The organism is Salinibacterium hongtaonis (genome assembly GCF_003065485.1).
GTDB classification, from domain to species: domain Bacteria; phylum Actinomycetota; class Actinomycetes; order Actinomycetales; family Microbacteriaceae; genus Homoserinimonas; species Homoserinimonas hongtaonis.
The window spans coordinates 146441-167624 of the sequence record NZ_CP026951.1 but is presented as its reverse complement, the minus strand read 5'-3'; the positions used below and the strand labels follow the sequence as shown (position 1 = coordinate 167624).

The following is a 21184-nucleotide window of genomic DNA, read 5'->3' as shown; positions in this document are numbered from 1 at the left end:
TGCGCCGCGCATCCGTACCGTACGCGGTACCCAATCTTTGACCAGAGGAGCCCCACATGTCCGTAGAGAAAGTCGATGTCCGTCCCGAGAATTGGGATTGCATCATCGCCCCCACGTCGCTGTTGGCGATCATCACGACCGTGGACAAGGACGGCAACGTCAACGCGGCGTCTTATGGTTCGACTGTTCGCGTATGCCACGATCCCGTGCAACTGTCGTTCACCTGCACGCAGGGCAGCGACACGCACGCCAACATTCTGGAGACCGGAGAGTTCACGATCAATTTCGTGCCGTTCGAGCACGACATGCTCGAGAAGGTGCTGCAGATCGGTCTGCCATGGAAGCGCGGAATCAATGAGCTTGAGATGGTGGGACTCACCACGGTTCCCGGCACCAAGGTTGCCCCTCCCCGAATCAAGGAGTGCTACGCGCACTTCGAGATGAAGGTCGACTGGACCCACTCGTGGATTCACCGAATGACGGTGACGGGCATGACCCAGGCCGTTTCGGCCAACGCCAATGTGATCGACGAGAACCAGATGATCATTTGGGAAGAGGCCAAGCCTGCACACTTCGCTGGCGGCCGTTACCAGGATCAGTTCGTGCCAGCCAACCAGCCGATGAAGGTCGAGTGGGATTACCGTCCGCTCGAAAAGGCCGGAGTCACGGGCGCCAACTTCCGCGGGTTCGATGAGGGTGTCGAGGACCCGGTGCTCACGCCCGTTGACGACTGGCGCGACATGTTCCGCAGCTCGCCTCGCTCGTTCTAAGCGGAGCAATGGGGCGCCGCCCGTTATGCGGTCGGCGCCTCGTCCCCCGCTTCGCGCAGGGTCTCACCGTGCGCGACGAGCCGAGCCAAGAGAGAGACAAGTTGAGCACGCTCGCCCAGTTCTAGGCTCTCAACCATGCGATCGGTCATGGATGCTGCCCGCACGGCGACCTCGTCGAAGACTCGCTGCCCCTCGGGGGTGAGGCTCAAAAGCTTGCGCCGCATGTCTTTGGGGTCGCGGTCCACGGCCACCCAGCCTCGCTGAATGAGGCGCTGGATGACGGCGCCCGTTGTCGAGGTATCGAGCCCCGATTCTCGCGAGAGCGCGATCTGATCGGTGCCGGGCCGGGCGGCGATCACGGTGATCGCCGAGAACTGCGTCGGCGTGACATCCTTCGACACCATCGCCGTCCACAGATATCCGTGGACCTGCTGCGCCCTGCGGATGAGATGTCCGGGGCGGCTATGCATGTCCTCGGGGTCGGATGGGGGCACCTGAGCGGTCACCCGGTCGAGTGTAGCGGCGGCAAGGGTTCCCACAAACAATCATTTACGATACGTTGGCGTCTAGAAACCCCCAAGGGGTCGAGACGACACAGACTCGCAGGAAGGCCACCGGATGACCCGGCGCGAAACCGCACCGCCCCGCAGCAACTCCGCGACCCGCGGGCGACCCCGCGACCCCGAGGTGGACCGCCTCATCAGCAGGGCGGCCCTTGAGCTTCTCGGCGAGGTCGGATACGACCGCACGAGCATCGAGGCAGTCGCCGCCCGATCCGGCGTAGCCAAGGCATCGATCTACCGCCGCTGGCCCGGCAAACCCGAACTCATCCTCGACGCGGTGCGCGCCCAGGAACCGGCAAACGAGGGGGCCCCCGAAGACACGGGAACCCTGCGCGGCGATCTGCTCGCCGCCTTTCCCCGATTTCTCGTCTTCAGCTCGTTCGAGAACAGCCAGGCCCCGATTATCACGGGCCTGATTCAGGCGATGCGGGTGAACCCCGACCTCACGGAGTACATGAGGGGTCGCTTCATCAGCTCAATCAACCACATCAGCGAGATCATCGTGGAGCGCGCAATCACTCGTGGCGAGGTTCCCCCGGCCGCTCGCTCCCTCCGCCTCTTTCACGACATCGCCCCCTCCCTCACGGTGGCGCGGATGCTCATGACATACGAACCCGTCGACGACCAATTTCGCGAAGAACTGGTCGACACGATCCTTCTGCCCCTGCTCAAGAACGCCTGAGCCCCAGCCCCACCATCAAGCCCCGCTCACATCGTCTGTCCCGCGGCGATGCCTAAGCGGCGAAAGGACCCCATGTCTAACCGATTCGAATCCAAGGTTGTTCTCGTCACGGGTGCCGGTTCCGGCATCGGACGCGCCATTGCTGTGCGCATGGCCGACGAGGGAGCGCGCGTGATCGCCGCCGACATCAGCGGCGCCGAGAATGAGACCGCCGCGTTGCAACCGGACTCGATCACCGCCGTTCACTGCGACGTGGCGCAGCCCGCCGACATCGCCGCGATGTTCGACCGCATTGCCGCGGAGTTCGGTCGCCTCGACACCGTCTACAACAACGCGGGCATCACGGGGCCTGCTGTGCGCGCCCACGAGTATGACCTTGAATCGTGGGATCGCGTCATGGACATCAACGTGCGCGGCGCGTTCCTCGTGATTAAGCACGCGATTCCGATGCTTTTAGCCGTCGGCGGCGGCAGCATCATCAACACCGCCTCCGTCGCCTCGATTATTGCCGCACCCGGCTCGTTCGCCTACCCACCGTCGAAGGGCGCGGTCATGATGATGACCAAACAGGCAGCACTGGAATATGCAGCAGACGGCATCCGGGTCAACGCGATCTGCCCCGGTCTGATTCGCACCCCCATCCTCGATGGCGCGCCCGTCGGTCACGATGTTCTCGCGACCTTCGTGCCGATGGGCCGCCTGGGCGAGCCAGAAGAGGTCGCGTCACTCGCCGCGTTCCTCGGCAGTGACGAGGCCGGCTTTATCACCGGCCAGGGATTCTTCATCGACGGCGGCCAGACCATCGGCTAACGCCGCAATACACCGCAGACGCCCCCGAGCAGCACTCGGGGGCGTCTGTGTTTGCCGGATCAGTCGGCGGCGAGCGCCAGGGCGATCGCCGCTTGCGCTATTTGGCGATACACGATGGGCATGCTGATGTGTTCGGGGTCGACCCGGCGACCGATCGCCGAACCTTCGAGCACCGCAAAACAGAACGTGGCGATCTCCATGGGGTCTTTGCTGCTGCCGAGAAACGCGATGACCTCGGAGACTGGTCCGGCAATAAAGTCCAGGCCGCTCTGGCGCACCCTGCGGATGGATTCGATGGTGTCGTCACTGATGTCCACGGGCTCCATGGCGAGCGTGACGAGTACGCGAAAGAAGCGCGGCTCCTCTCGGGTCGCTGCACCGACGGACTCCATGTACCGCGTGAAGCGCTCGACTACGTCGCCGCCAGAAGAAGACGACTCCCACGTAGGCAGCTCGGCGAAGAAGCGCTCCGATTCGCGCTTGACCACCGCCGCGACGACACCATCTTTGCTGCCAAAGTGCCAGTAGATCGAACTCGCGGGCAGCGCAGAGCGCGCGCACAGAGCGGCAACAGAGGTCCCGGAGTACCCGTTTTCGAAGATCAGATCAACAGCAGCGTCGAGGATGCGCTCGCGCGATTCGACGCCCTGCTTTTGGCGCAGGGTCAGTGAGCGAGGCATGAAGTCCATCCTGTCAGGGCATGAGATGTCGTCAACAGTCAATTGCGTATGAATCATCGCCACATCCGTATGCCCTGACTATTGCTTGTCTATGTTCTGCATGTAATGATCGCTACACACAAAGAGGTGGTCCTTCGTGGATCGAACCATGGTTCGCCCACACGGCCAGGAACCCTCTGCACCTGACGTGAAGGAGATGGTCGCGGTGGCCACCACAGCACTCGAAAGCTCAACAAAGACCCCCCGCGGCGAGCACACACTCGCCTTGACCGTCGCTGGGATCCGCGACGAGGCAGACGGCGTTCGCTCGGTCACCCTCGCCGACGCCGACGGCAGTGCCCTCCCCGCCTGGGAGCCCGGCTCGCACATCGACATCACCGTCGCCGAGGGCTTCACGCGGCAGTACTCGCTGTGCTCAGACCCGAGCGACCTCTCGAGCTACCGCATCGGCGTGCTGCGTGAGCCCACCAGCCGCGGCACCTCCGAATACATTCACTCCACGCTCGCCGAGGGGGACACGGTCACCATCGTCGGCCCCCGCAACAACTTCGCCCTCGCCGCCGCGAATCGCTACATCTTTATCGCCGGCGGCATCGGCGTGACCCCCTCATTCCCATGGTGGCCGCCGCAGCGGCATCCGGAGCCGATTACCAGATCGTCTATGGCGGCCGCCGCAAAGACTCGATGGCGTTTGTTGAGGAGCTCGCAGCCCACGGCGACAGGTTTGTTATCTGGCCAGAGGACGAGAAGGGTCTCATCGACCTGCCCGGCCTGCTCGGCGAGGTCCACGACGACACCCTCATCTACACCTGCGGTCCCGGCCCACTGCTCGGAGCCGTCGAGAACTTCAGCAGCCACTGGCCCGCCGGCGCTCTGCACCTTGAGCGCTTCACCCCCAAGGAGATCATCGTGACCGACCAGCTCGACGAGTTCGAGGTCGAACTGCAGGCGAGTGGAATCACACTCACCATCGGCCCAGACACCACCATCCTCGAGGCCGCCAAGGGGGCGGGCGTTGACGTGTTCTACTCGTGCTCGGAGGGCACCTGCGGTTCATGCGAGACACAGATCATCGAAGGAGAGGCCGACCACCGCGATTCCGTGCTGAGCGCCGCAGAGCAGGCAGAGAACACCTGCATGATGATCTGCGTTTCGCGCTCCAAATGCTCGAAGCTCGTGCTCGACCTCTAGGCCGCACTCCAGGCTTCGCCCTCCGCTCGAACCCCTACCCACAGAACTCACTGGAGCAAAACGATGTCAACGCCAACCCTGCTCGAAGTCACCGCCGAAGAACTCGAAACCTGGCCTCCGCGCCCTGAAACCCGCAAGCAGCCCGCTGCCTACTTCGACGCGCTGCGCGAAAAGGCCGGCGCCGGCGTTTACCGCTTCCCCAACCCGCACGCCAATGGGCGCCCGATCTTCTTGGCCATGAGCTGGGACGCGGTCTCGCACATCCTCAAGCACACCGACGAGTTCGACTCCAACCTTGCCACCGTGCTGCCTGACATCGCGGCCATGCTGCAGCTTCCATTCCCCGACAAGCCGACCCACTACCGCCCAGAAGGCATCGCATTCACCGAGGACGAAGACCACGATGTGAAGCGCGTCTGGGCCGACATGCTGTTCACGCCCGAGCGCATGGCCGGGTACAGCGCCGTAATCGCCGAGGTCGCCGACCGCCTGATCGACAAGTTCATCGACGAAGGCACCGCCAACATCAGCGCAGACTTCGCCGAGGCGATCCCCCTCGAAGTTCTCACCATCATCATGGGACTGCCGGGCGAAGACGCCGCCGACATCAAGCGTTGGACGGATGTTGTCACGCGCCTCAGCATGACGGCCCCCACCGCAGAGGAGGTCGCCAACACTGAGCGCGCGATCGCCGAGTGCTCCGAGTACGTCCTTAAGCAGTGCCTTTCTCGCCTCGAAAACCCGGGCGACGACTACCTCAGCGAGGTCATCAAGCATCAGATCGCCCGTGACGGCGTGTTCGATCAGAACGTTATGGTCAGCCACGTGCGCAACATGTTCCTCGCGGCCTACCACACCACCGCGGGCGCCCTGATGGCCGCGACCGTGCACATGTGCGAGATGCCCGAGCTGCAGGACGAGATTCGTAACACCCCGACGAGCTTTCGCAAGTTCTTTGAGGAGTCGATGCGCCTCGAAGGCCCGCTCATGTGGCACCCGCGTCACGCGGTCAACACCATCGAGATCGACGGCGTAGAAATCCCCGCCGGCTCGATTGTGTTCACGTCGTTCCGTGCGGGCAGTCACGACCCCGACAAGTACGAAGACCCCTACACATTCGACGCAACTCGACGCAACCTCATGCACCACCTGAGCTTTGGCGCTGGCATTCACCGCTGCCCCGGCGCCCCGCTCGCCAAGCTCTACGCCCAGGTTGCGTTCGAACGACTGCTGGCCCGCACGCGCAACCTGACGATCAACGAAGAACTCAGTGATCTGGAGCCGCTGCCCGGCTTCAACTTCCGCATCCCCACCCGGGTGCAGGTCAACTTCGACAAGGCTTGATTCGAGAGCTAACTCGGGTCACACCATCGGCCGGGAGACAGGCAGGCACAGCCGCGTCTCCCGGCCTATTTTTCGCATCAGCTATACCAACGGAGGTATTGTTCATGTCCCTACCCGCTCCCCTCATTCGCGAGGTAACCGCCGCCGAGTTGGAATCCTGGCCACCTACACAGGAGACCCGAAAGCAGCCTGCTGCGTACTTCGAGAAGCTTCGCGGCATCTCCGGCGTCTATAGCTTTCCCCAGCCCCACCCCAACGGCCGCCCGATGTTCTTCGCCTCGTCGTGGGATGCCGTCTCGCACATCCTTCGCGACGACACCCAGTTCGACTCAGATCTCACCGAGGTGCTCCCCGAGCTTGCCGGTCTCATCGTTCCGCCCTACCCCGAGGTTTCTAGCCACTACCGCATCGAGGGCATTGCGTTCACCGAAGGCGATGACCACGAGGTCAAGCGTTCGTGGGCCGAGATGCTCTTCGAAAAGCACCGTCTGGATGCCTATGCCCCCGTCATCGCCGAGGTTGCCGATAGCCTCATTGACAGGTTCATCTCTGAGGGCCGCGCGAACTTCACGGAGGACTTCGCCGAGGCGCTGCCCCTTGAGGTTTTAACCATCATCATGGGCCTGCCTCGTGAGGACGCGTCGACCATCAAGGGGTGGACGGATGCCATCACCAAGGTCGGCATGGGAACCCCGTCTCCCGAGGAGGCCGCCGCCGCGGGGCTCGCCCTCGAGCAGAGCTCCGACTATGCCTACCGTCAGTGTCTCGCCCGCCTGGAGAAACCAGTGGGCGACTATCTGAGCGATGTCGTCAAGGCGCAGGTGGACCGCGATGGGGAGTTCGACAAGAACGCCATGGTGGTTCATGTGCGCTCGATGATCCTCTCGACCTACCACACGACATCCGCCATGCTCGCGTCGGCGGCCGTGCATCTGTGCCGCCTGCCCGAGCTGCAGCAGGAGCTGCGCGATAACCCGAGCAAGTTCCGCAAGTTCGTTGAAGAATCGGTGCGACTTGAGGGCCCGCTGCAGTGGCACCCTCGCCGCGCAGTCACGACGACGGTTGTCGAGGGGGTCGAGATCCCCGAGGGCTCGATTGTGTTCGCGTCGTTCCGCGCAGCCTGCCACGACCCGTCCAAGTTCGAGGACCCGTACGAGTTCAACCCCAACCGCCGCAACATGGCTCATCACCTGAGCTTCGGCGCTGGCACCCACCGCTGCCCCGGCGCTCCACTCGCGCGCCTCTACGCGCAGGTCGGATTCGAGCGCCTGCTATCGCGCCTGAGCAATATTGCGCTCGACGAGGAGAACAGCATCCTCGAGCCGGGCCCTGGCTTCAACTTTCGCATTCCGACCCGCGTGGCCGTCACGTTCACCGCAGCGTGAGCGCAGCAACGATCCCCACCACAATGCGGGCCGCCGTTCTCCACACGGTCGGAGAGCCTCTTGTCGTTCAGGAAGTGGCGATCTCGCAGCCGGGCGCACATGAGGTTCTCGTGCAGGTCAAGGCGAGCGGTATCTGTCACAGTGACCTGCATGTGTGCGAGCACGACACAGGACACTACCCGGCTCCTCTTGTGCCGGGGCATGAGATCGCCGGGGTAATTGTTGCCCTCGGCGACGCCGTCGCTGGCCTTGCGGTCGGCGACCACATCGTTGCGTGCGAGGTTGCGCACTGCGGCCACTGCATCGACTGCATCTCGGGCCGCCCCTTCATGTGCCCGAACGTGCACGAGACCGAGCGCGCCGAAGGTGCAACTCCCCGGGTCTCGATCGGTAACACCGAGGTGACGGCGTTCGCGCACATCGGCGGCTTCGCCGAGTACGCGCTCATGCACGAAAACAGCGTCGTTGTCATTCCCGACGAGATGCCGTTCGACCGTGCCGCCATTCTCGGATGCGGCGTGATCACAGGTGCCGGCGCCGCAATCAATGCTGCGAGCATCCGCGTCGGCGACACTGTTGCCGTCATCGGCTGCGGCGGCGTGGGACTCTCGGTGATCCAGGGGGCGATCCTCGCGGGGGCCCGCCGGGTCATCGCAATCGACGTTCACGACAACAAGCTCGAACTCGCCCGAAAGATGGGCGCGACCGATGTGATCAACTCCGCCGAGGTCGACCCCGTTGGGCGCGTTCGCGAGCTCACGGGTGGGCTCGGTGTGCTGTATTCGTTTGAGGTAGCGGGCCTCAAACGCACGGCACTTCAGGCACTGGAGATGATCCGGCCGTCGGGAACGGCGTTCCTCATCGGAATCCAGGCGCCCGATACGGTGCTTGAGATCAACCCTCTGGTTGACCTGCTCTTCTCGAAGCGCAACCTGCGCACGGTGTACATGGGCAATTCGAACTTCAAGCACGACATCCCCCTGCTCGCCGAAATGTACCTGCAGGGCAGGCTCAACCTCGACGACATGGTGTCTGATCGCATCGCGCTCGACGACGTTCAGAAGGGTCTCGAGAACCTGAGGAGCGGGTCGGCGGCTCGAACCGTTATCACCACGTTCTAATTAAGAGTCACGGATTGGCGCACTGATCGGTCGCGCCACAGGCGGGGCGTCTCCCCGAACCGATCCCGAAAGAGACGTGAAAAGTGCGTGGCATCGGCGATGCCCCAACGAGCGGCTATCTCTCTTATGGAGCGGTCGCGCAGGGCGGGGTTCGCGAGATCGGCGCGGCAGTTGTCGAGCCGCCTGGCTCGGATCCAAGACGCGACGCTAACCTCGTCGTGCTTGAACAGCGAATAGAGGTGTCGCACCGACATGAAGTGCGCCGCGGCGATCGACTGTGGGCTGAGATCGGGGTCTGCGAGGTTGGCCGTGATGAACTCCCGGATCGCGAAGGCCGCGCGGTGATTTGACGCGGCGCTCGTGGGCGTGGCGCTGCTGGACCCGGCGCTCGTCTGCTCCGGCGAATCGAAACTGCTCATGAGGCACGTCGCCGACAGGTCGAGAAGGTGCCGGGCGAGTCGAAGGCCGAGTCGGCCGTCGACCTGGTCGAGTTCATCGGCGAGCGATGCGACGGGGCGCATCGCGATGCACTCGGCCTCACCCTTCGCTGACGATGTCTACATCCGCATCGGCAGCGGAGTCACGCTAGGCGACCACAGGGCGGCCTTCGCCGTTGCGGTCGACTCCCCCGGCGTCAGACTCATGGCCCGCAAGATCTCCGCCCGCCACGAGAACCCCTTCCTGGCGCCGCTCAGCAGCCGGTTCGACGAACTCGACGCCCAAATGTGGCTCGAGAATGTCGTCGTGCCTTGGGATCGCGTGTTCCCCACCGCATCCGCCGCCAGCCCGCCGGCTGCACGCCCCGACCAGGTGACGTGGGCATGGACCAACTGGCACCAGCTCTACTGCTTGTATGCCAAGGGCGAGTTCTCGCTCGGCCTCGCCCTCGCGCTCACCGACATCATGGGGCAGAAGGGCAACCCGAAGACACGCGAGCACCTCACCGACATGATGGTGGAGCTTGAGGCGGTTCGAAGCGCCCTTGTGGCATCCGAACTCGACCCCGACTGGTCGTCGCCGACGGGCATCCCGTCGCCGAACCTGCGTCACCTCGCCGCAGGCAGCCTGCGGATGATGCAGAACCAGCGCAAGCTCAACGAGATCCTGCGCATCATCCCCGGGTCATCGATGGTCACGGCACCGTCGGATGCTGAACTCGCCGACCCCGTGCTTGCTGGCCTCGAGCAGTCGTTTGGGGGTGGCTGCTATACGGCACTGCAGCGCTCGGCCGTACTTCACCTTGCGTGGGACCACGTGAGCTCGGCCCTTGACGCTCGGGAGTCGGCCTTCGAGCTGCACGCCAACCGGGGCGCCGGGCTGTGGCGCACCAAGACCGAGCGATCTTTCCCGATCGCGACCGTCTCGTGAGCCGCGTGCTTTCCGTGCTTGACGTTGAGATGCCCGCGGCCGCCGAGAGGGTCACGGTCTAAGCAGAGAACGACAAAGCCCCCGACTCCGAGAGGAGCCGGGGGCTTTGTTTATCGCTACTTCTCACTACTTGCTGAGCGGGGTGCCCGACTTGGTGAAGAACTCGTCGAGGATGTTCGCCGGCGAGTAAGGCGCGCCAGGAGCCATCGACGCATCAGACGTCGTGTCAGCGCCCTCGATCGTGAAGTCGTTCACGTTTTCGCTCGTGATAAGCGTCGGCGGCAGAGCCATGACGTTCATCTTGGCTCCCTTGCCTGACAGGGTGCGGATGAGAACCTCCCAGACTGCGTCTGCCTGCTGCTCGGGGCTGCCTGCGACTCCGGCGGGCGAGTACGTGTCGGCCTTCTCGGCCCAGTACGCGAGGGCGCCTGCGCTGATGCCGTTTCCGGCGACAAGCGGCACGGTGCGGCCGACCTGCTCGAAAGCGTTGATGATGCCCGTTGCCATGCCACCCATCTGAACGACGGCGTCGATCTCACCGGGGTACGACGCGAGGAAGTTCTGCACCGCAGTCTTGGCGGTCGCGTTGGTGAATGCAGCCGAGATCTCGCCAACAACCTCGACATCGGGGCACTCGGCAAGAGCGGCCTTCACGCCGTTGAAGCCTTGAATCTCCGGGTCGATTCCGTCGAAGCCGTGCACGACGAGAACCTTGCCCTTGCCGTCCTTGAGCTGACCGAGCGTTGCGGCGGCAGCAGACCCAGCATCCTGGTAAAAGGTCACCATCGAGTTGACTGCATAGGCGCTGTTCATGGGGCTGAGGGCCGCCGTGACGATTCCGGCCTCTCCCGCCTCGTCGACTGCACTCGTCATACCTGCAGGCGAGAACGGCTGCATGATGATCGCGTCGACGCCGCGGCTCACGAGCGACTGGTAACCCTGGAGCTGTTGAGCAGGAGACATCGAGGTGGGGTCGGGCATGAGGTTTACCTCAAACTCGCCCTCGACCAGTCCGAGCTTCTTGGCCTCGTCAAAGCGCTTGTTGAACTGGTCAAGGTATGCCTGGTTGATGGCACCCGTGATCGGCAGCGCGCTGTAGCCGATCTTCCACGGGCCCGCGTTCTCTGCGACGTCGGCCCAGGCGCTGGCTTTGAGCTCGACCTCGGCGCCGCCGAAGCCGACGAGCGTCTCGTCGGAGATCCCCGCGAGAACGCCCTCAGGGTCGGCCGGCAGGGCGCCGGGCAGCGAGCCGCAGCCCGAAGCGGCGAGCGACGCGGCAGAAACCGATTCGCCCGAACCGGACTCGGTTCCTGCCTCTGCTGCGCAGCCGACGAGGGAAATACCGACCACGAAAGTGGCGATCGCGAGCGCGGGTGCGCGGCGCGACATCCGACGGCCGATGAATGAGTTAGTCATCTGGTGTTACCTGATTCCTTTGCGACTTTGCAATGTGTGTGTGGTTGCGGGATGTGTTGCACGCTCCGGAGGGAACCGGAGACATTCGGGTTAGATGCGATCGCGCAGTTTGCGTTCGCGTCCATAAGCAACGACAGCGCCAAGGATGACGAGGCCGAAGAGAATCTGCTGGTCGGCATAGGAGAACCCGATGCCGATGAGAACGGTGTTGAGGGCCGTGATGAGAAGCGCTCCCGTGATGGTGCGGTTGTAGTCCCCCTTGCCGCCCATCATGGTTCCGCCCACGACGACGGCCGCGAGGCTCTGGAACATATAGGTGTTGCCCAGCGTGAGGTCGGCGCTGCCCGAATAGCCAGCAAGCAGAATGCCGACCACGGCGGAGCCGATTGCACTCACCATGAAGACAATGACCCACATTTTGCGGCTGCGAATGAGTGTGAGGTCTGCCGCCTTGCGGTTCGTGCCAACGGCCGAGAGACGCCGGCCCGTCGCCGTCCAGGTGAACAGCACGAACATGACGATCGCAATGACGATCCACAGCGAGACGACGGGAGGAATCGGCAAGCCGAACGTCGTAGAAATCGGCGACATGAACTTGCCGAGCCACGCCGGCGCCGTGCCTGTGAAGCTGCCGCCCGTGAGCACCAGCGCGATGCCGAGGGCAATGGCGCCAGCCCCCAGGCTGATGATGAGCGGGTTGAGATCGAAGCGGTGGCTCACATATCCCACGCCGGCACCGATGACCCCGGCACCCACGATCACTCCCACGAAGATGACCCAGAAGTCGAGGCCCGTGATGGAGGGCAGCTGGCTGATCGCCAGGGCGCCCGCACCGATCATGCTGGCAATCGAGAGGTCGATTCCGCCAACGATGATCACCAGCGTCTGCCCGAGAGCGGCGATTCCCGTGATGGCCGCCATCACGAGCATGAGGCGGATGCTGCTGGGGTTAAGTAGGCCGGGCAGAGCGTTGGCGCCGATCACGAGAATGACCGCAACGGCGAGCAGCTGCAGAACAGGGAACTCCTTTTGCACCCCGAGCAACCTGCGCCACACGCGAACCATTACGGAGGGGTCTTCTGCGACCACGATTGTTGACGTGGTGGTCATGAGGCGCTCCGTCCGGTGATGCTGAGCTTCTTGCTGAAGATGATTGCTCCCACGAGCAGGGCTCCATAAACGACCTGGAGCCAGGCCTGGGGGAATCCGGCCTCGGTGAGCGCCCCCTGAAGCAGAAAGATGATGGCGGCACCGAAGATGGGACCGGCCATGCCGCCTCGGCCGCCCTCGACGGCGATGCCACCGAGCGCCATGGCGACGAGCCCCGGCACGAGATACGACGACGCTGTCGAGGCATCCACCGTGCCCGAAAGGGTGACCAAAGCGATTCCGCCGACACCCGCTACAAGGCCACCGAGCGCATACGTCACGACCCTGACCAGGTCAACGTTGACGCCGCTCGCGAATGCTGCGACGTCGTTGCTGCCGACCCACAGAAGGGTGCGAGCAAACGGGATGAGACGAAGAATCGCCCACAGGATCACAGGGATAGCGACGAGCACGATGCCCGCCGGGATGCCGAACAGGCCGTCGCGAGCGAAGTCCTTGGTCCACCCGCTCGTGAGCACCGCGGCCTGGGGCGCAACCTTGAGGCAGACGCCGATGATGATGAAGTTCATGCACAGCGTCGCGATGATCGGAGAAACCCGTAGGCGCGTGACAATGAGGCCGTTGACGATGCCAACGACGACCCCGGCGAGCAGCACGAGGGGAACAGCGATGAACGGGTTCACCCCCGCTGGCGCAAGCCAGATCACATAGACGGCGCTCGTGAAGGTCATCACAGGAGAAATCGACAGGTCGATTCCACCGCCACCAACCATGGGCGCGAACGAACTCGCCATGGCAACGATTGCGAACGGGGCGAAGATCAGCAGCTGCTGTCCCCAGTTGAAGTTGGGCTGCAGACCGAGGTTAACCACGAGCAGCACAGCCGCAATGACGAGCGCTGGCACAAAGTAGTACTTGGCGATCCAGGCCCGCATGTTCTCTTTTCTGGTGCGCGCCTGCGGCAGGGCCAACGAAGTTGTTGAGGTCATTCGGAGTCACCTTCTTTCTTTCCGAAATAGGCGGCAACGAGACGCTCGCGGGTGAGCTCGTCGTGAGTGAGCTCGTCGAAGACCGTGTGCTCCCTGAAGACAATGACGCGGTCCATAAGGTCTAGGTGTTCGTCGATCTCCGATGAGAGCATCACAATGCTCATCCCTTCATCGGCAAGCTTGGAGATCACGCGGTAAAGGTCACGCTTGGCATTGATGTCGATGCCACGGGTGGGGTCGTTGAGCAGCAGAACGCTGGGACCGGCCGCGAGCCACCGTGCGAGGATGACCTTCTGCTGGTTGCCGCCGCTGAGGGTCGTAATCGCATCCGATGAGTGCCCGAACTTAATCGACAACGCCTCGCGCCAGTGATTGAGGCGAGCGTCGATGCGCTTGGCCGTGACCAGGCCGAACTTCTTGTCTTCTGCGAGCGTCGGCATCGCGAAGTTGTCGCGAATAGGCATCCACCCAAAGATGGCGTCACCGCGGCGGTCTCGCGGCAGATAGGCGATTCCGTTGCGGGCAGCCACACGGTTCGACTCGATCGCGATCGCACCCGACTCGGCGAACCGCACGACCTCTCCCGAGGAACCGGGGCGGATGCCCGCGAGCGCCAGCAAGAACTGCTCCTGCCCGTGGCCTTCAAGCCCAGCGAGGCCGACGACCTCGCCGCGGCGGATGGTGACGTCGATGCGGCTGCTAGCGCGAGAGAGCCGCAACTGCTTGGTCTCGATCGACGGCTCGGCAGCAACACCTTTGCCCTTGACTCGGTTCTCTCGGGCCTCTTCTGCGGAGTGTGCAGCACCGCTCATCGCGCGGACGAGGTCCTGCGCCTGCCATTTGCCTTGCTCAAACGACGCCACGGTCTCGCCTGCGCGAAGCACCGTGACCCGGTTACCGATCAGCTCGACCTCATCCATGCGGTGGCTGATGAAGAGGGTGCTGACACCCTCAGCACTCAGGCGCGTGATGATGGCAAGAAGGCGGTCGCGGGTAGCGACATCGAGAGCGGACGTCGCCTCGTCGAGGATGAGGAGCTTGGGGCTCGCCACGAGAGCGCGGGCGATGACGCACGCCTGGCGCTCGCTCAGCGACAGCTCGGCTACCGGGCCATTGAGGTCAGGAACATAACCGAGGAGTTCGTCGAGAACTGCGGTGGCTCGTTCGCGCTTGATCTTGGCGGGGATGCGGTTGCGCACAAGGCCATCGATGCCCACCCACACGTTCTCAAGGACCGTTCGACCATCCGCCGTCAGAACCTCCTGGAACACCGTGATGATGCCTGCCGCGCGGGCCGCCCGCGGGCTAGAAAATCCCTTGGTTGTTACGCCGCCGATGGTCACCGTGCCGCGGTCGGGAATCTGGACGCCGCTCAGAATCTTGACGAGCGTGCTCTTGCCCGAACCATTCTCGCCCATGAGCACATGGACTTCTCCGGCGTGGATGTCGAACTCGGCGTGGCGAATCGCCTTGACCGGCCCGAATCGCTTTGCGAGATCGGTAATGCGGATAGCGCCGTGGGGCGACTGCGCACCGGCGTCTGGGCCTTCAGCAGGCGCAGACTGCGTTCCTGTGGCCATTACCATCTGTGTTCCTTTGCCAACATCGTCGTCGTAGTGCGGGTACGCCCCTCACCGGACTTGTTCCTTGCCCGGTGGAGCCACGCTATGCGACGGCATGCTGCCGACGGAAAGACATAGTACGAGCGGTTTCATTTGTTCACGGTTATGTATGCGGAGCGCTCGGACAGCGTTTCGGGCACATAGGCAGCTCAATAAAGCCGCCGAAGCCGCGCGCTTATGCACCCCGCCTAATAAGTATTGCTGGGGTTCGTCTTTGCCCCGGCCATTAGCGCGCTCCTACGGTTAACACTTGTCGCCGAATGGCGGTGATCGCGCATCACAAAGGGGTGTCATGGACTGCGGACAAATTCTGCGCAAGTTCGCGCAGCAACGACCTGACGCACCAGCCGTCACGTTCGAAGGCGTAACGCTCACGGCGAGCCAGCTGCTCGCTCGGTCGTACCGCCTCGCCAACGCGCTCTCGGCTCTCGGGCTTCGCCGCGGGGACGCCGTGGCAACACTCGGCGTCAACGCACTGCGGTCGCCAGAAGAAATCGCGGGCATCGCCATAGGCGGCTTCGTGAGGGTCCCCCTCCACCAGGGCAACACAGCAGAAGCACACCGCTACATGCTCGAAAATAGTCGCGCCCGCGTGCTCATCACCGATCCGATCGGCCTTGCCGAGTGCGCCGACTCCCTTATTGCTCTTGAGCACCTCGAAGCCGTCATAGTCGATTCCGACTCTGGCCACCTCAAATACAACGATGTTCTTGCCGCCGCGGATCCCCGTGATCCCGGCCTCGTGCTCGGCGACGATGAGGTTGTCCAGATCGGCTTCACCGGCGGCACAACCGGCCGCCCCAAGGGCGCCGTGCAAACACACGGTCGCTGGGTCGACGTGAGCATCGACCTCATGGGCCTGCTGCCCGCCCCTGCGGCACAGGTCGACCGCTTTCTCGCCGCTGGCCCATTCTCCGGTCCCGCAGGAACGTTCCTTTTCTCGTGCATCGCCCGTGGCATCGAGATCGTCATCTCGCCCGACCGCACGGCCGCTACAGCAGCTCGCCTCGTTCAGCAGCATCGAGCCACGATCATCAGCGCTCTGCCGCCGCTCGTTCAGTCGCTGAGCGAAGACCCCGGCATTGACACCTTCGACCTCACGAGCATCCGCAGCATCATCTCCGCGGGCGCCCCGCTCCGTTCCCGCGTCATCCGCACCCTCACAGAACGCTTCGGCCCCGTCCTCACGTTCTGCTACGGGCAGAGCGAATGCGTGCCCATCGCCGCTCTCACACCAGACCTCGTGGCACGAGGCGTCTCGGGCGAGCCAGAGCTGCTGCGCAGCGTCGGCCGCCCCACCCTGCGCTCCGCTGTCCGCATCGTCTCCCCCGAAGGCAAAGAACTCGCCCTCGGAGAACCCGGCGAGATTACGGCGGATGCCGCCGGCAAGCTCGCCCGGTACTGGGACAACCCTGAGGCCACGGCGGAGAAGATCACGGCGGACGGCTATGTGCGAACAGGTGACCTTGGTCGCATGCGTGAGGATGGTGTGCTGTTTCTCACGGATAGAAGCGACGACATCATCACGGTGCGCGGCACGGCCGTCGTGCCATCAGACCTCGAAGACGCCTTTGCAGACCACCCCGCAATCCACGAGGTTGTCGTGATCGGTCGGCCCGACACAGACCTGGGCGAACGGCCTGAAGCGGTCATCTCGCTCAAACCGGGCAGCGAATTCGCCGAGCAGGACATTCGGGACTGGTGGCACGGCCGCAGCTCAGGCGACGACGCAGTCGTCACGGTGCTGCTGAGCGCGGACCCCTTGCCCCGCACCCCGGCAGGCAAACTCTCGCGCCGCATCATCCGCGAGGCGTTCAACCCCGCGACCACCTCATCGTGAACTAACTCTTCCAACGAAAGGAACAGGACATGAGCTCCGACCTCAGCGGAGACGACCTGACCCAGGCCGTGCTCGACAGCTTCGCCCCCTCCACCGAACCGCGCCTGCGCGAGATTCTGCAGGTCGTAACGACCCACCTGCACTCCGCCGTCAAAGAGCTGCAGCTCACCCCCGGCGAGCTCAACACCGCGATCGACTTTCTCACCCAGGTCGGCCACATGTGTGACGACACTCGCCAAGAGTTCGTGCTGCTCTCCGATGTTCTCGGCATTTCGATGCTCGTGGAGACGCTCAATGACAGCGACGACGAGCACGTCACCGAGGCGACCGTTCTCGGCCCGTTCCACATGACAGAGTCGCCTCGCCGCGAGCTCGGCGACGAAATCAACATGCTCCCGGGCGGCGACCCCTCCTACATCACGGGCCGGGTCACCGACCCCGAAGGAAACCCCATCGCCGGCGCCGAGGTCGACGTCTGGCAGTGCAACGAGGACGGCTTCTACGACGTGCAGCAGCCCGAAGTGCAGCCGGCAGGCAACGGCCGCGGCATCTTCACGACCGACGCTGACGGCAACTTCCGCTTCCGCTCGATCGTGCCCAGCCACTACCCGATCCCCGACGACGGGCCCGTCGGCAAGCTGCTCGGCCTCACGGGGCGTCATCCGTACCGCCCGCGCACGTGCACTTCATGGTGAACGCGCCCGGGTTCCGCGAGCTGACCACCCACATCTTTGTGGCCGACAGCCCCTACATCGATTCCGACACCGTCTTCGCCGTTCGCGGCAGCCTCGTTGTTCCCTTCGTCCCGACGAGCGATGCGGCCCTTGCCGCAGAGTCGGGACTCGAGGCCCCCTTCCACCACGCAACAATCGACATCGTGCTCGCGCGCGATGAAGAGGAGTCCGCCGCATGAGCACCCCCATCACGTTTGACTACATCGCCCAGCCGATGGACGTTTCCTTCGGCGTCGGCTCGCTCGGCCAGTTGCGCAAACACATCGAAAAGCTCGGCCTCACGCGAGTGATCGTGCTTTCGACCCCCGAGCAGGCAGACCTTGCCGAGCGCGTCGCCGGCATCCTCGGCGACATCGCCGGCGGCATCTTCACGAAGGCGCGGATGCACGTGCCGATCGAAATCGTCGACGAGGCTGCAGCGGTTGTCACCGACATGCAGGCCGACGGCTGTGTCGCGGTCGGCGGCGGTTCCACCATCGGCCTCGGCAAGGCCCTATCGCTGCGGTACCGCATCCCCACGGTCGCGATCCCTACGACGTACGCGGGCTCCGAGATGACGCCCGTCTGGGGCCTCACTGAGAACAACGTCAAGACAACGGGACGCGACCGCGCCGTCCTCCCCGTCAAAGTCGTCTACGACCCCGAGCTCACGCTCACGCTGCCGCTCGGCATGTCCGTGACAAGCGGCATGAACGCCATCGCGCACGCGGTCGAGGCCCTCTGGGCGCCCGACCGCTCCCCGATGATCGAGCTCATGGCCGAGGAAGGCGTGCGCGCGATCGCCGCCGGGCTCCCCCGCCTGCGCGAAACGGCCGACGACCTCGTCGGGCGCTCCGAGTTGCTCTACGGCGCCTGGCTCTGCGGATCGTGCCTCGGCGCGACCACGATGTCGCTGCACCACAAGCTGTGCCACATCCTCGGCGGCACGTTCAACCTGCCGCACTCGGAGACGCACACGATCGTGCTGCCCTACGTGCTCGAGTACAACCTCGCATCCTCGCCGTCGGCCCAGGCCGCACTCGGTCGCGCGCTCGGCGCCGACCCTGTAGCTCGCCTCGTGGAGCTGCGAGCGGCATGGGATGTTCCCTCGTCGCTTGAGCAGCTTGGCGTCAAGCACGAAGACCTCGAGACTGTGGTTGCCGCAGCCCTCGCAAGCCCGTACGCCAACCCTCGCCCCGTCACGGAGGCGGGCCTGCGCGATCTGCTGGAGCGAGCATGGATCGGCGCACTCGGGTAGAACTCCACCGGCACCCGTTGAGGGGTCCCAAATGCGACTTCCGGAGCATCCGGAACCCGCATCTGGGACCCCTCAGCTGTTTTTTGGACGCGCGAGCCCGGCGCACGCGAGCAGCCCCCACCCTTTGTGAGGACGGGGGCTGCGAGGTGCGCGAGTGCTACTTGCCGAGTGCCGCGCTGACGGCGTCAGCGAGGGGCGTCGTCGGGCGGCCGATGAGGGCCGAGAGTGCGCGCGAGTCGGTGTCGAGGTCTCCCCCGGCGATGCCACGATCGGTGGCCGCGGCGAACTCCGCCCAGCCCTCGGGCACCCCGGCGGCCATTTGTGCGTCGCGCAGGCCCTCGGGGTGAGGTTCTCGTAGGCGACGGCGGTGCCGCTGACCTCGGAGACGACGCGGGCGAGCTCGGCGAGCGTGTGCGGCTCGTCGCCACCCAGCTCGAGGATCGAGCCGGACTCGGCCTCGGCCGAGAGAGCGATCGCTGCTGCGGCCTCGGCGTAGTCTGCGCGGGTCGCGGTCGCGATGCGGCCTTCGCCTGCCGCGCCGTAGAGCGCGCCGCTGGCGAGAGCCGGCTCTAGTCCTGCCGTGTAGTTCTCGGTGTACCAGCCGTTGCGCAGCACGGCGAAGGGGATGCCTGCGGTGGCCAGCTCTGCCTCGGTCGCACGGTGCTCTTCAGCCAGGCCGAGCGTCGACTTGTCGGCGTTGAGCAGGCTCGTGTATGCGATGAAGCCGACACCGGCAGCCTTGGCGGCCTCAATGATGTTGTGGTGCTGAGCCGCGCGCTGGCCGATCTCGCTGCCCGAGACGAGCACGAGTCGGTCGACGCCCGCGAGGGCGGCCGGCAGGGTTGCTGCGTCGGAGTAGTCGGCCTGGCGGATCTCAATGCCACGAGCGGCGAGGTCTGCTGCCTTCTCGACGGTGCGGGCGATCCCCACGATGTCGGCGGGCGCTGCACCGCGCTCGATCAGCTTGTCGATGATGAGGTGGCCGAGCTGTCCGCTCGCACCGGTGACGGCAATAACCATCGGGTGTCCTTTCGTAGTGCTCGGGGCTTCAGCGCCCAGCGAGCTGCTTGAACTTGCTTTGGTGGAACACAAGCGGTTCGACGCTCATGTCGGTGTCGACATCGTGGATGCGGAGCACCGCAAGAGTGTGGTCGCCGACTTCGAGTTCCATTTCGACGCTGCACTCGAACGTCGCCGCTGCCCCGTCGAGATAGATCGCGCCGTTGGGCCGAGTGCGCCAGTCGATTCCGGCGAACCGGTCGACTCCGCGCACCGACATCTGCCGGCCGAGCACCGAGTGGGCTGCGCCAAGCACGCTCACACCGATGCGCTCAACCTGGCGCAACTGGGCCCAGGTCGACGAGCCCTCCGCGATGTAGACGGAGACGAGCGGCGGGTCGATCGACACCGAGGTGAACGAGCTCGCGACCATGCCGTGCGGGGCGGGGGTGCCGCTCTCGTCGCGCGTAAGCGCGCAGAGCGACACGACCCCGCTCGGGAAGCACGAGAAGACGCTGCGGAGAACCGTGCTGGTGAGCGCGGCCTCCGTCTCGAGCGTCATCTCAGCCGACACGGACCGAGCCCCCGTCAACGTGGAGCACCTGAGCCGTCATGAGCTCGGCCTCCTCAGATACGAGGAACGCCATGGCGCCGACGAGATGCTCCGGCAGCATCTTCTTCTTGACGGACTGCGTCAACGCGACACCGTCAAACTGGTCTTCCGTCGCGAAGTTGAGCAGGCCGTCGGTGCGAACCATGCTCGGCGCGATCGCGTTGACCGTGATGCCGAAGTCGCCGAGCTCGGTCGCTAGCCCGCGGGTGAGACCAACGACGGCCGCCTTGGACGCGCCGTAGTGCGATCCGTTGGGAACGGCGACCCAGACGGATGCCGAGCTCAGGTTGACGATGCGTCCCCAGCCGGTCTCCGCCATCTTGGGCGCGAATGCCCGCGTGACGAGAAACATGGAGTCGATGTTGATCGACTGCATACGGCGCCACTGCTCGAACGTCATCTCAAGGAAGGGCACTGGCGGGTCCGGGTGGATGCCTGCGTTGTTGATGAGGATCTGCACGGCACCATAGGCACCCTCGACTTCGGCCGCCGCGCGGGCGACCTCGTCGGGCGATGAGATGTCAGCGCGAACGGCGAGCGCGGTTCCCCCCGCCGCCTCGATTGCGGCGACGGTTTCGGATGCGTCGCCGAGGTCGATGATGGCGACCTTGGCGCCGTCAGCGGCAAGGCGTTCTGCGTAGGCACGGCCGATGCCGCGGGCTCCGCCGGTAACGACGGCGGTTTTTCCAGTGAGGTCAGGCATTGTGGTT

At 64.5% G+C, this 21184-nt stretch carries 20 protein-coding genes and 1 pseudogene; 11 read left to right on the top strand and 10 right to left on the bottom strand.

Going from position 1 to position 21184, the window contains the following annotated elements; all coding sequences use genetic code 11:
• The first annotated feature begins 56 nt into the window (after positions 1–56).
• Positions 57–770 carry a flavin reductase family protein gene (locus C2138_RS00865; RefSeq protein WP_108514775.1) on the top strand — a complete coding sequence of 238 codons (714 nt, stop codon included), beginning with the start codon at positions 57–59 and terminating at the stop codon, positions 768–770.
• Positions 771–793: 23 nt separating this feature from the next.
• Here C2138_RS00865 and C2138_RS00860 read toward each other — a convergent pair whose 3' ends face one another.
• Entirely contained in the window at positions 794–1309 is a 516-nt protein-coding gene (locus C2138_RS00860; RefSeq protein ID WP_108514773.1) for a MarR family winged helix-turn-helix transcriptional regulator, read from the bottom strand.
• A gap of 79 nt (positions 1310–1388) precedes the next feature.
• Between C2138_RS00860 and C2138_RS00855 the strand changes: the two genes are divergently transcribed.
• Both C2138_RS00855 and C2138_RS00850 read left to right on the top strand, forming a co-directional pair.
• Complete coding sequence (locus tag C2138_RS00855) at positions 1389–2015, top strand: TetR/AcrR family transcriptional regulator (protein ID WP_108514771.1); 627 nt, start codon at positions 1389–1391, stop codon at positions 2013–2015.
• Positions 2016–2087: 72 nt separating this feature from the next.
• Entirely contained in the window at positions 2088–2825 is a 738-nt protein-coding gene (locus tag C2138_RS00850; protein ID WP_108514770.1) for an SDR family NAD(P)-dependent oxidoreductase, read from the top strand.
• A 59-nt stretch (positions 2826–2884) separates the two neighbouring features.
• On the opposite strand, the gene C2138_RS00845 is transcribed toward C2138_RS00850, so the two are convergent.
• The gene (locus C2138_RS00845; RefSeq protein ID WP_158268823.1) at positions 2885–3505 is read right to left on the bottom strand and encodes a TetR/AcrR family transcriptional regulator; all 621 of its coding nucleotides are present in this window, start codon (positions 3503–3505) and stop codon (positions 2885–2887) included.
• Positions 3506–4120: 615 nt separating this feature from the next.
• Here C2138_RS00845 and C2138_RS13695 point away from each other — a divergent pair.
• The 4 genes from C2138_RS13695 to C2138_RS00825 all read left to right on the top strand — a co-directional run bounded on the left by C2138_RS13695 (position 4121) and on the right by C2138_RS00825 (position 8546).
• Positions 4121–4696: a flavin reductase family protein gene (locus tag C2138_RS13695; protein ID WP_199286552.1), complete on the top strand. Its 576-nt coding sequence runs from the start codon at positions 4121–4123 to the stop codon at positions 4694–4696.
• Positions 4697–4759: 63 nt separating this feature from the next.
• Positions 4760–6040 carry a cytochrome P450 gene (locus C2138_RS00835; protein WP_108514766.1) on the top strand — a complete coding sequence of 427 codons (1281 nt, stop codon included), beginning with the start codon at positions 4760–4762 and terminating at the stop codon, positions 6038–6040.
• A gap of 104 nt (positions 6041–6144) precedes the next feature.
• On the top strand, positions 6145–7425 hold the full coding sequence (locus C2138_RS00830; protein ID WP_108514764.1) for a cytochrome P450: 1281 nt from the start codon (positions 6145–6147) through the stop codon (positions 7423–7425).
• Positions 7422–8546, top strand: coding sequence for a Zn-dependent alcohol dehydrogenase (locus C2138_RS00825; protein ID WP_241961136.1), 1125 nt, complete (start codon positions 7422–7424; stop codon positions 8544–8546). The genes C2138_RS00830 and C2138_RS00825 overlap by 4 nt, the downstream gene beginning before the upstream one ends.
• On the opposite strand, the gene C2138_RS00820 is transcribed toward C2138_RS00825, so the two are convergent.
• Positions 8543–9067, bottom strand: a complete 525-nt coding sequence (locus C2138_RS00820) for a helix-turn-helix domain-containing protein (RefSeq protein ID WP_108518646.1) — start codon at positions 9065–9067, stop codon at positions 8543–8545. The genes C2138_RS00825 and C2138_RS00820 overlap by 4 nt on opposite strands.
• A 4-nt stretch (positions 9068–9071) precedes the next feature.
• On the opposite strand from C2138_RS00820, the gene C2138_RS00815 reads away from it, so the two are divergent.
• The gene (locus tag C2138_RS00815; protein WP_159078097.1) at positions 9072–9914 is read left to right on the top strand and encodes a 4-hydroxyphenylacetate 3-hydroxylase C-terminal domain-containing protein; all 843 of its coding nucleotides are present in this window, start codon (positions 9072–9074) and stop codon (positions 9912–9914) included.
• A 126-nt stretch (positions 9915–10040) separates the two neighbouring features.
• Here C2138_RS00815 and C2138_RS00810 read toward each other — a convergent pair whose 3' ends face one another.
• The 4 genes from C2138_RS00810 to C2138_RS00795 all read right to left on the bottom strand — a co-directional run bounded on the left by C2138_RS00810 (position 10041) and on the right by C2138_RS00795 (position 15009).
• Positions 10041–11330, bottom strand: coding sequence for a substrate-binding domain-containing protein (locus C2138_RS00810; protein WP_108514760.1), 1290 nt, complete (start codon positions 11328–11330; stop codon positions 10041–10043).
• Positions 11331–11420: 90 nt separating this feature from the next.
• Positions 11421–12440: an ABC transporter permease gene (locus tag C2138_RS00805; RefSeq protein WP_108514758.1), complete on the bottom strand. Its 1020-nt coding sequence runs from the start codon at positions 12438–12440 to the stop codon at positions 11421–11423.
• Positions 12437–13429 (bottom strand): ABC transporter permease, encoded by a 993-nt coding sequence (locus C2138_RS00800; protein WP_108514756.1) that lies wholly within the window; start codon positions 13427–13429, stop codon positions 12437–12439. Before C2138_RS00800 ends, C2138_RS00805 begins: the two co-directional genes overlap by 4 nt.
• Positions 13426–15009, bottom strand: a complete 1584-nt coding sequence (locus tag C2138_RS00795) for a sugar ABC transporter ATP-binding protein (protein WP_158268821.1) — start codon at positions 15007–15009, stop codon at positions 13426–13428. Before C2138_RS00795 ends, C2138_RS00800 begins: the two co-directional genes overlap by 4 nt.
• Before the next feature lie 334 nt (positions 15010–15343).
• Between C2138_RS00795 and C2138_RS00790 the strand changes: the two genes are divergently transcribed.
• The 3 genes and pseudogenes from C2138_RS00790 to C2138_RS00780 all read left to right on the top strand — a co-directional run bounded on the left by C2138_RS00790 (position 15344) and on the right by C2138_RS00780 (position 18862).
• Complete coding sequence (locus C2138_RS00790) at positions 15344–16891, top strand: class I adenylate-forming enzyme family protein (RefSeq protein ID WP_108514752.1); 1548 nt, start codon at positions 15344–15346, stop codon at positions 16889–16891.
• 29 nt (positions 16892–16920) lie between these two features.
• Positions 16921–17804: pseudogene (locus C2138_RS00785) on the top strand (dioxygenase family protein).
• Positions 17801–18862 (top strand): maleylacetate reductase, encoded by a 1062-nt coding sequence (locus tag C2138_RS00780; protein ID WP_108514750.1) that lies wholly within the window; start codon positions 17801–17803, stop codon positions 18860–18862. The pseudogene C2138_RS00785 and the gene C2138_RS00780 overlap by 4 nt, the downstream one beginning before the upstream one ends.
• 72 nt (positions 18863–18934) lie before the next feature.
• Here C2138_RS00780 and C2138_RS00775 read toward each other — a convergent pair whose 3' ends face one another.
• Genes C2138_RS00775 through C2138_RS00765 form a run of 3 tightly spaced genes read right to left on the bottom strand, consistent with a single transcriptional unit; the run spans position 18935 to position 21177 of the window.
• Positions 18935–19882: an NAD(P)H-binding protein gene (locus C2138_RS00775; protein ID WP_338418814.1), complete on the bottom strand. Its 948-nt coding sequence runs from the start codon at positions 19880–19882 to the stop codon at positions 18935–18937.
• A gap of 28 nt (positions 19883–19910) precedes the next feature.
• On the bottom strand, positions 19911–20435 hold the full coding sequence (locus tag C2138_RS00770) for a flavin reductase family protein (protein WP_233245528.1): 525 nt from the start codon (positions 20433–20435) through the stop codon (positions 19911–19913).
• On the bottom strand, positions 20425–21177 hold the full coding sequence (locus C2138_RS00765) for an SDR family NAD(P)-dependent oxidoreductase (RefSeq protein ID WP_108514748.1): 753 nt from the start codon (positions 21175–21177) through the stop codon (positions 20425–20427). Before C2138_RS00765 ends, C2138_RS00770 begins: the two co-directional genes overlap by 11 nt.
• Positions 21178–21184: the final 7 nt, after the last annotated feature.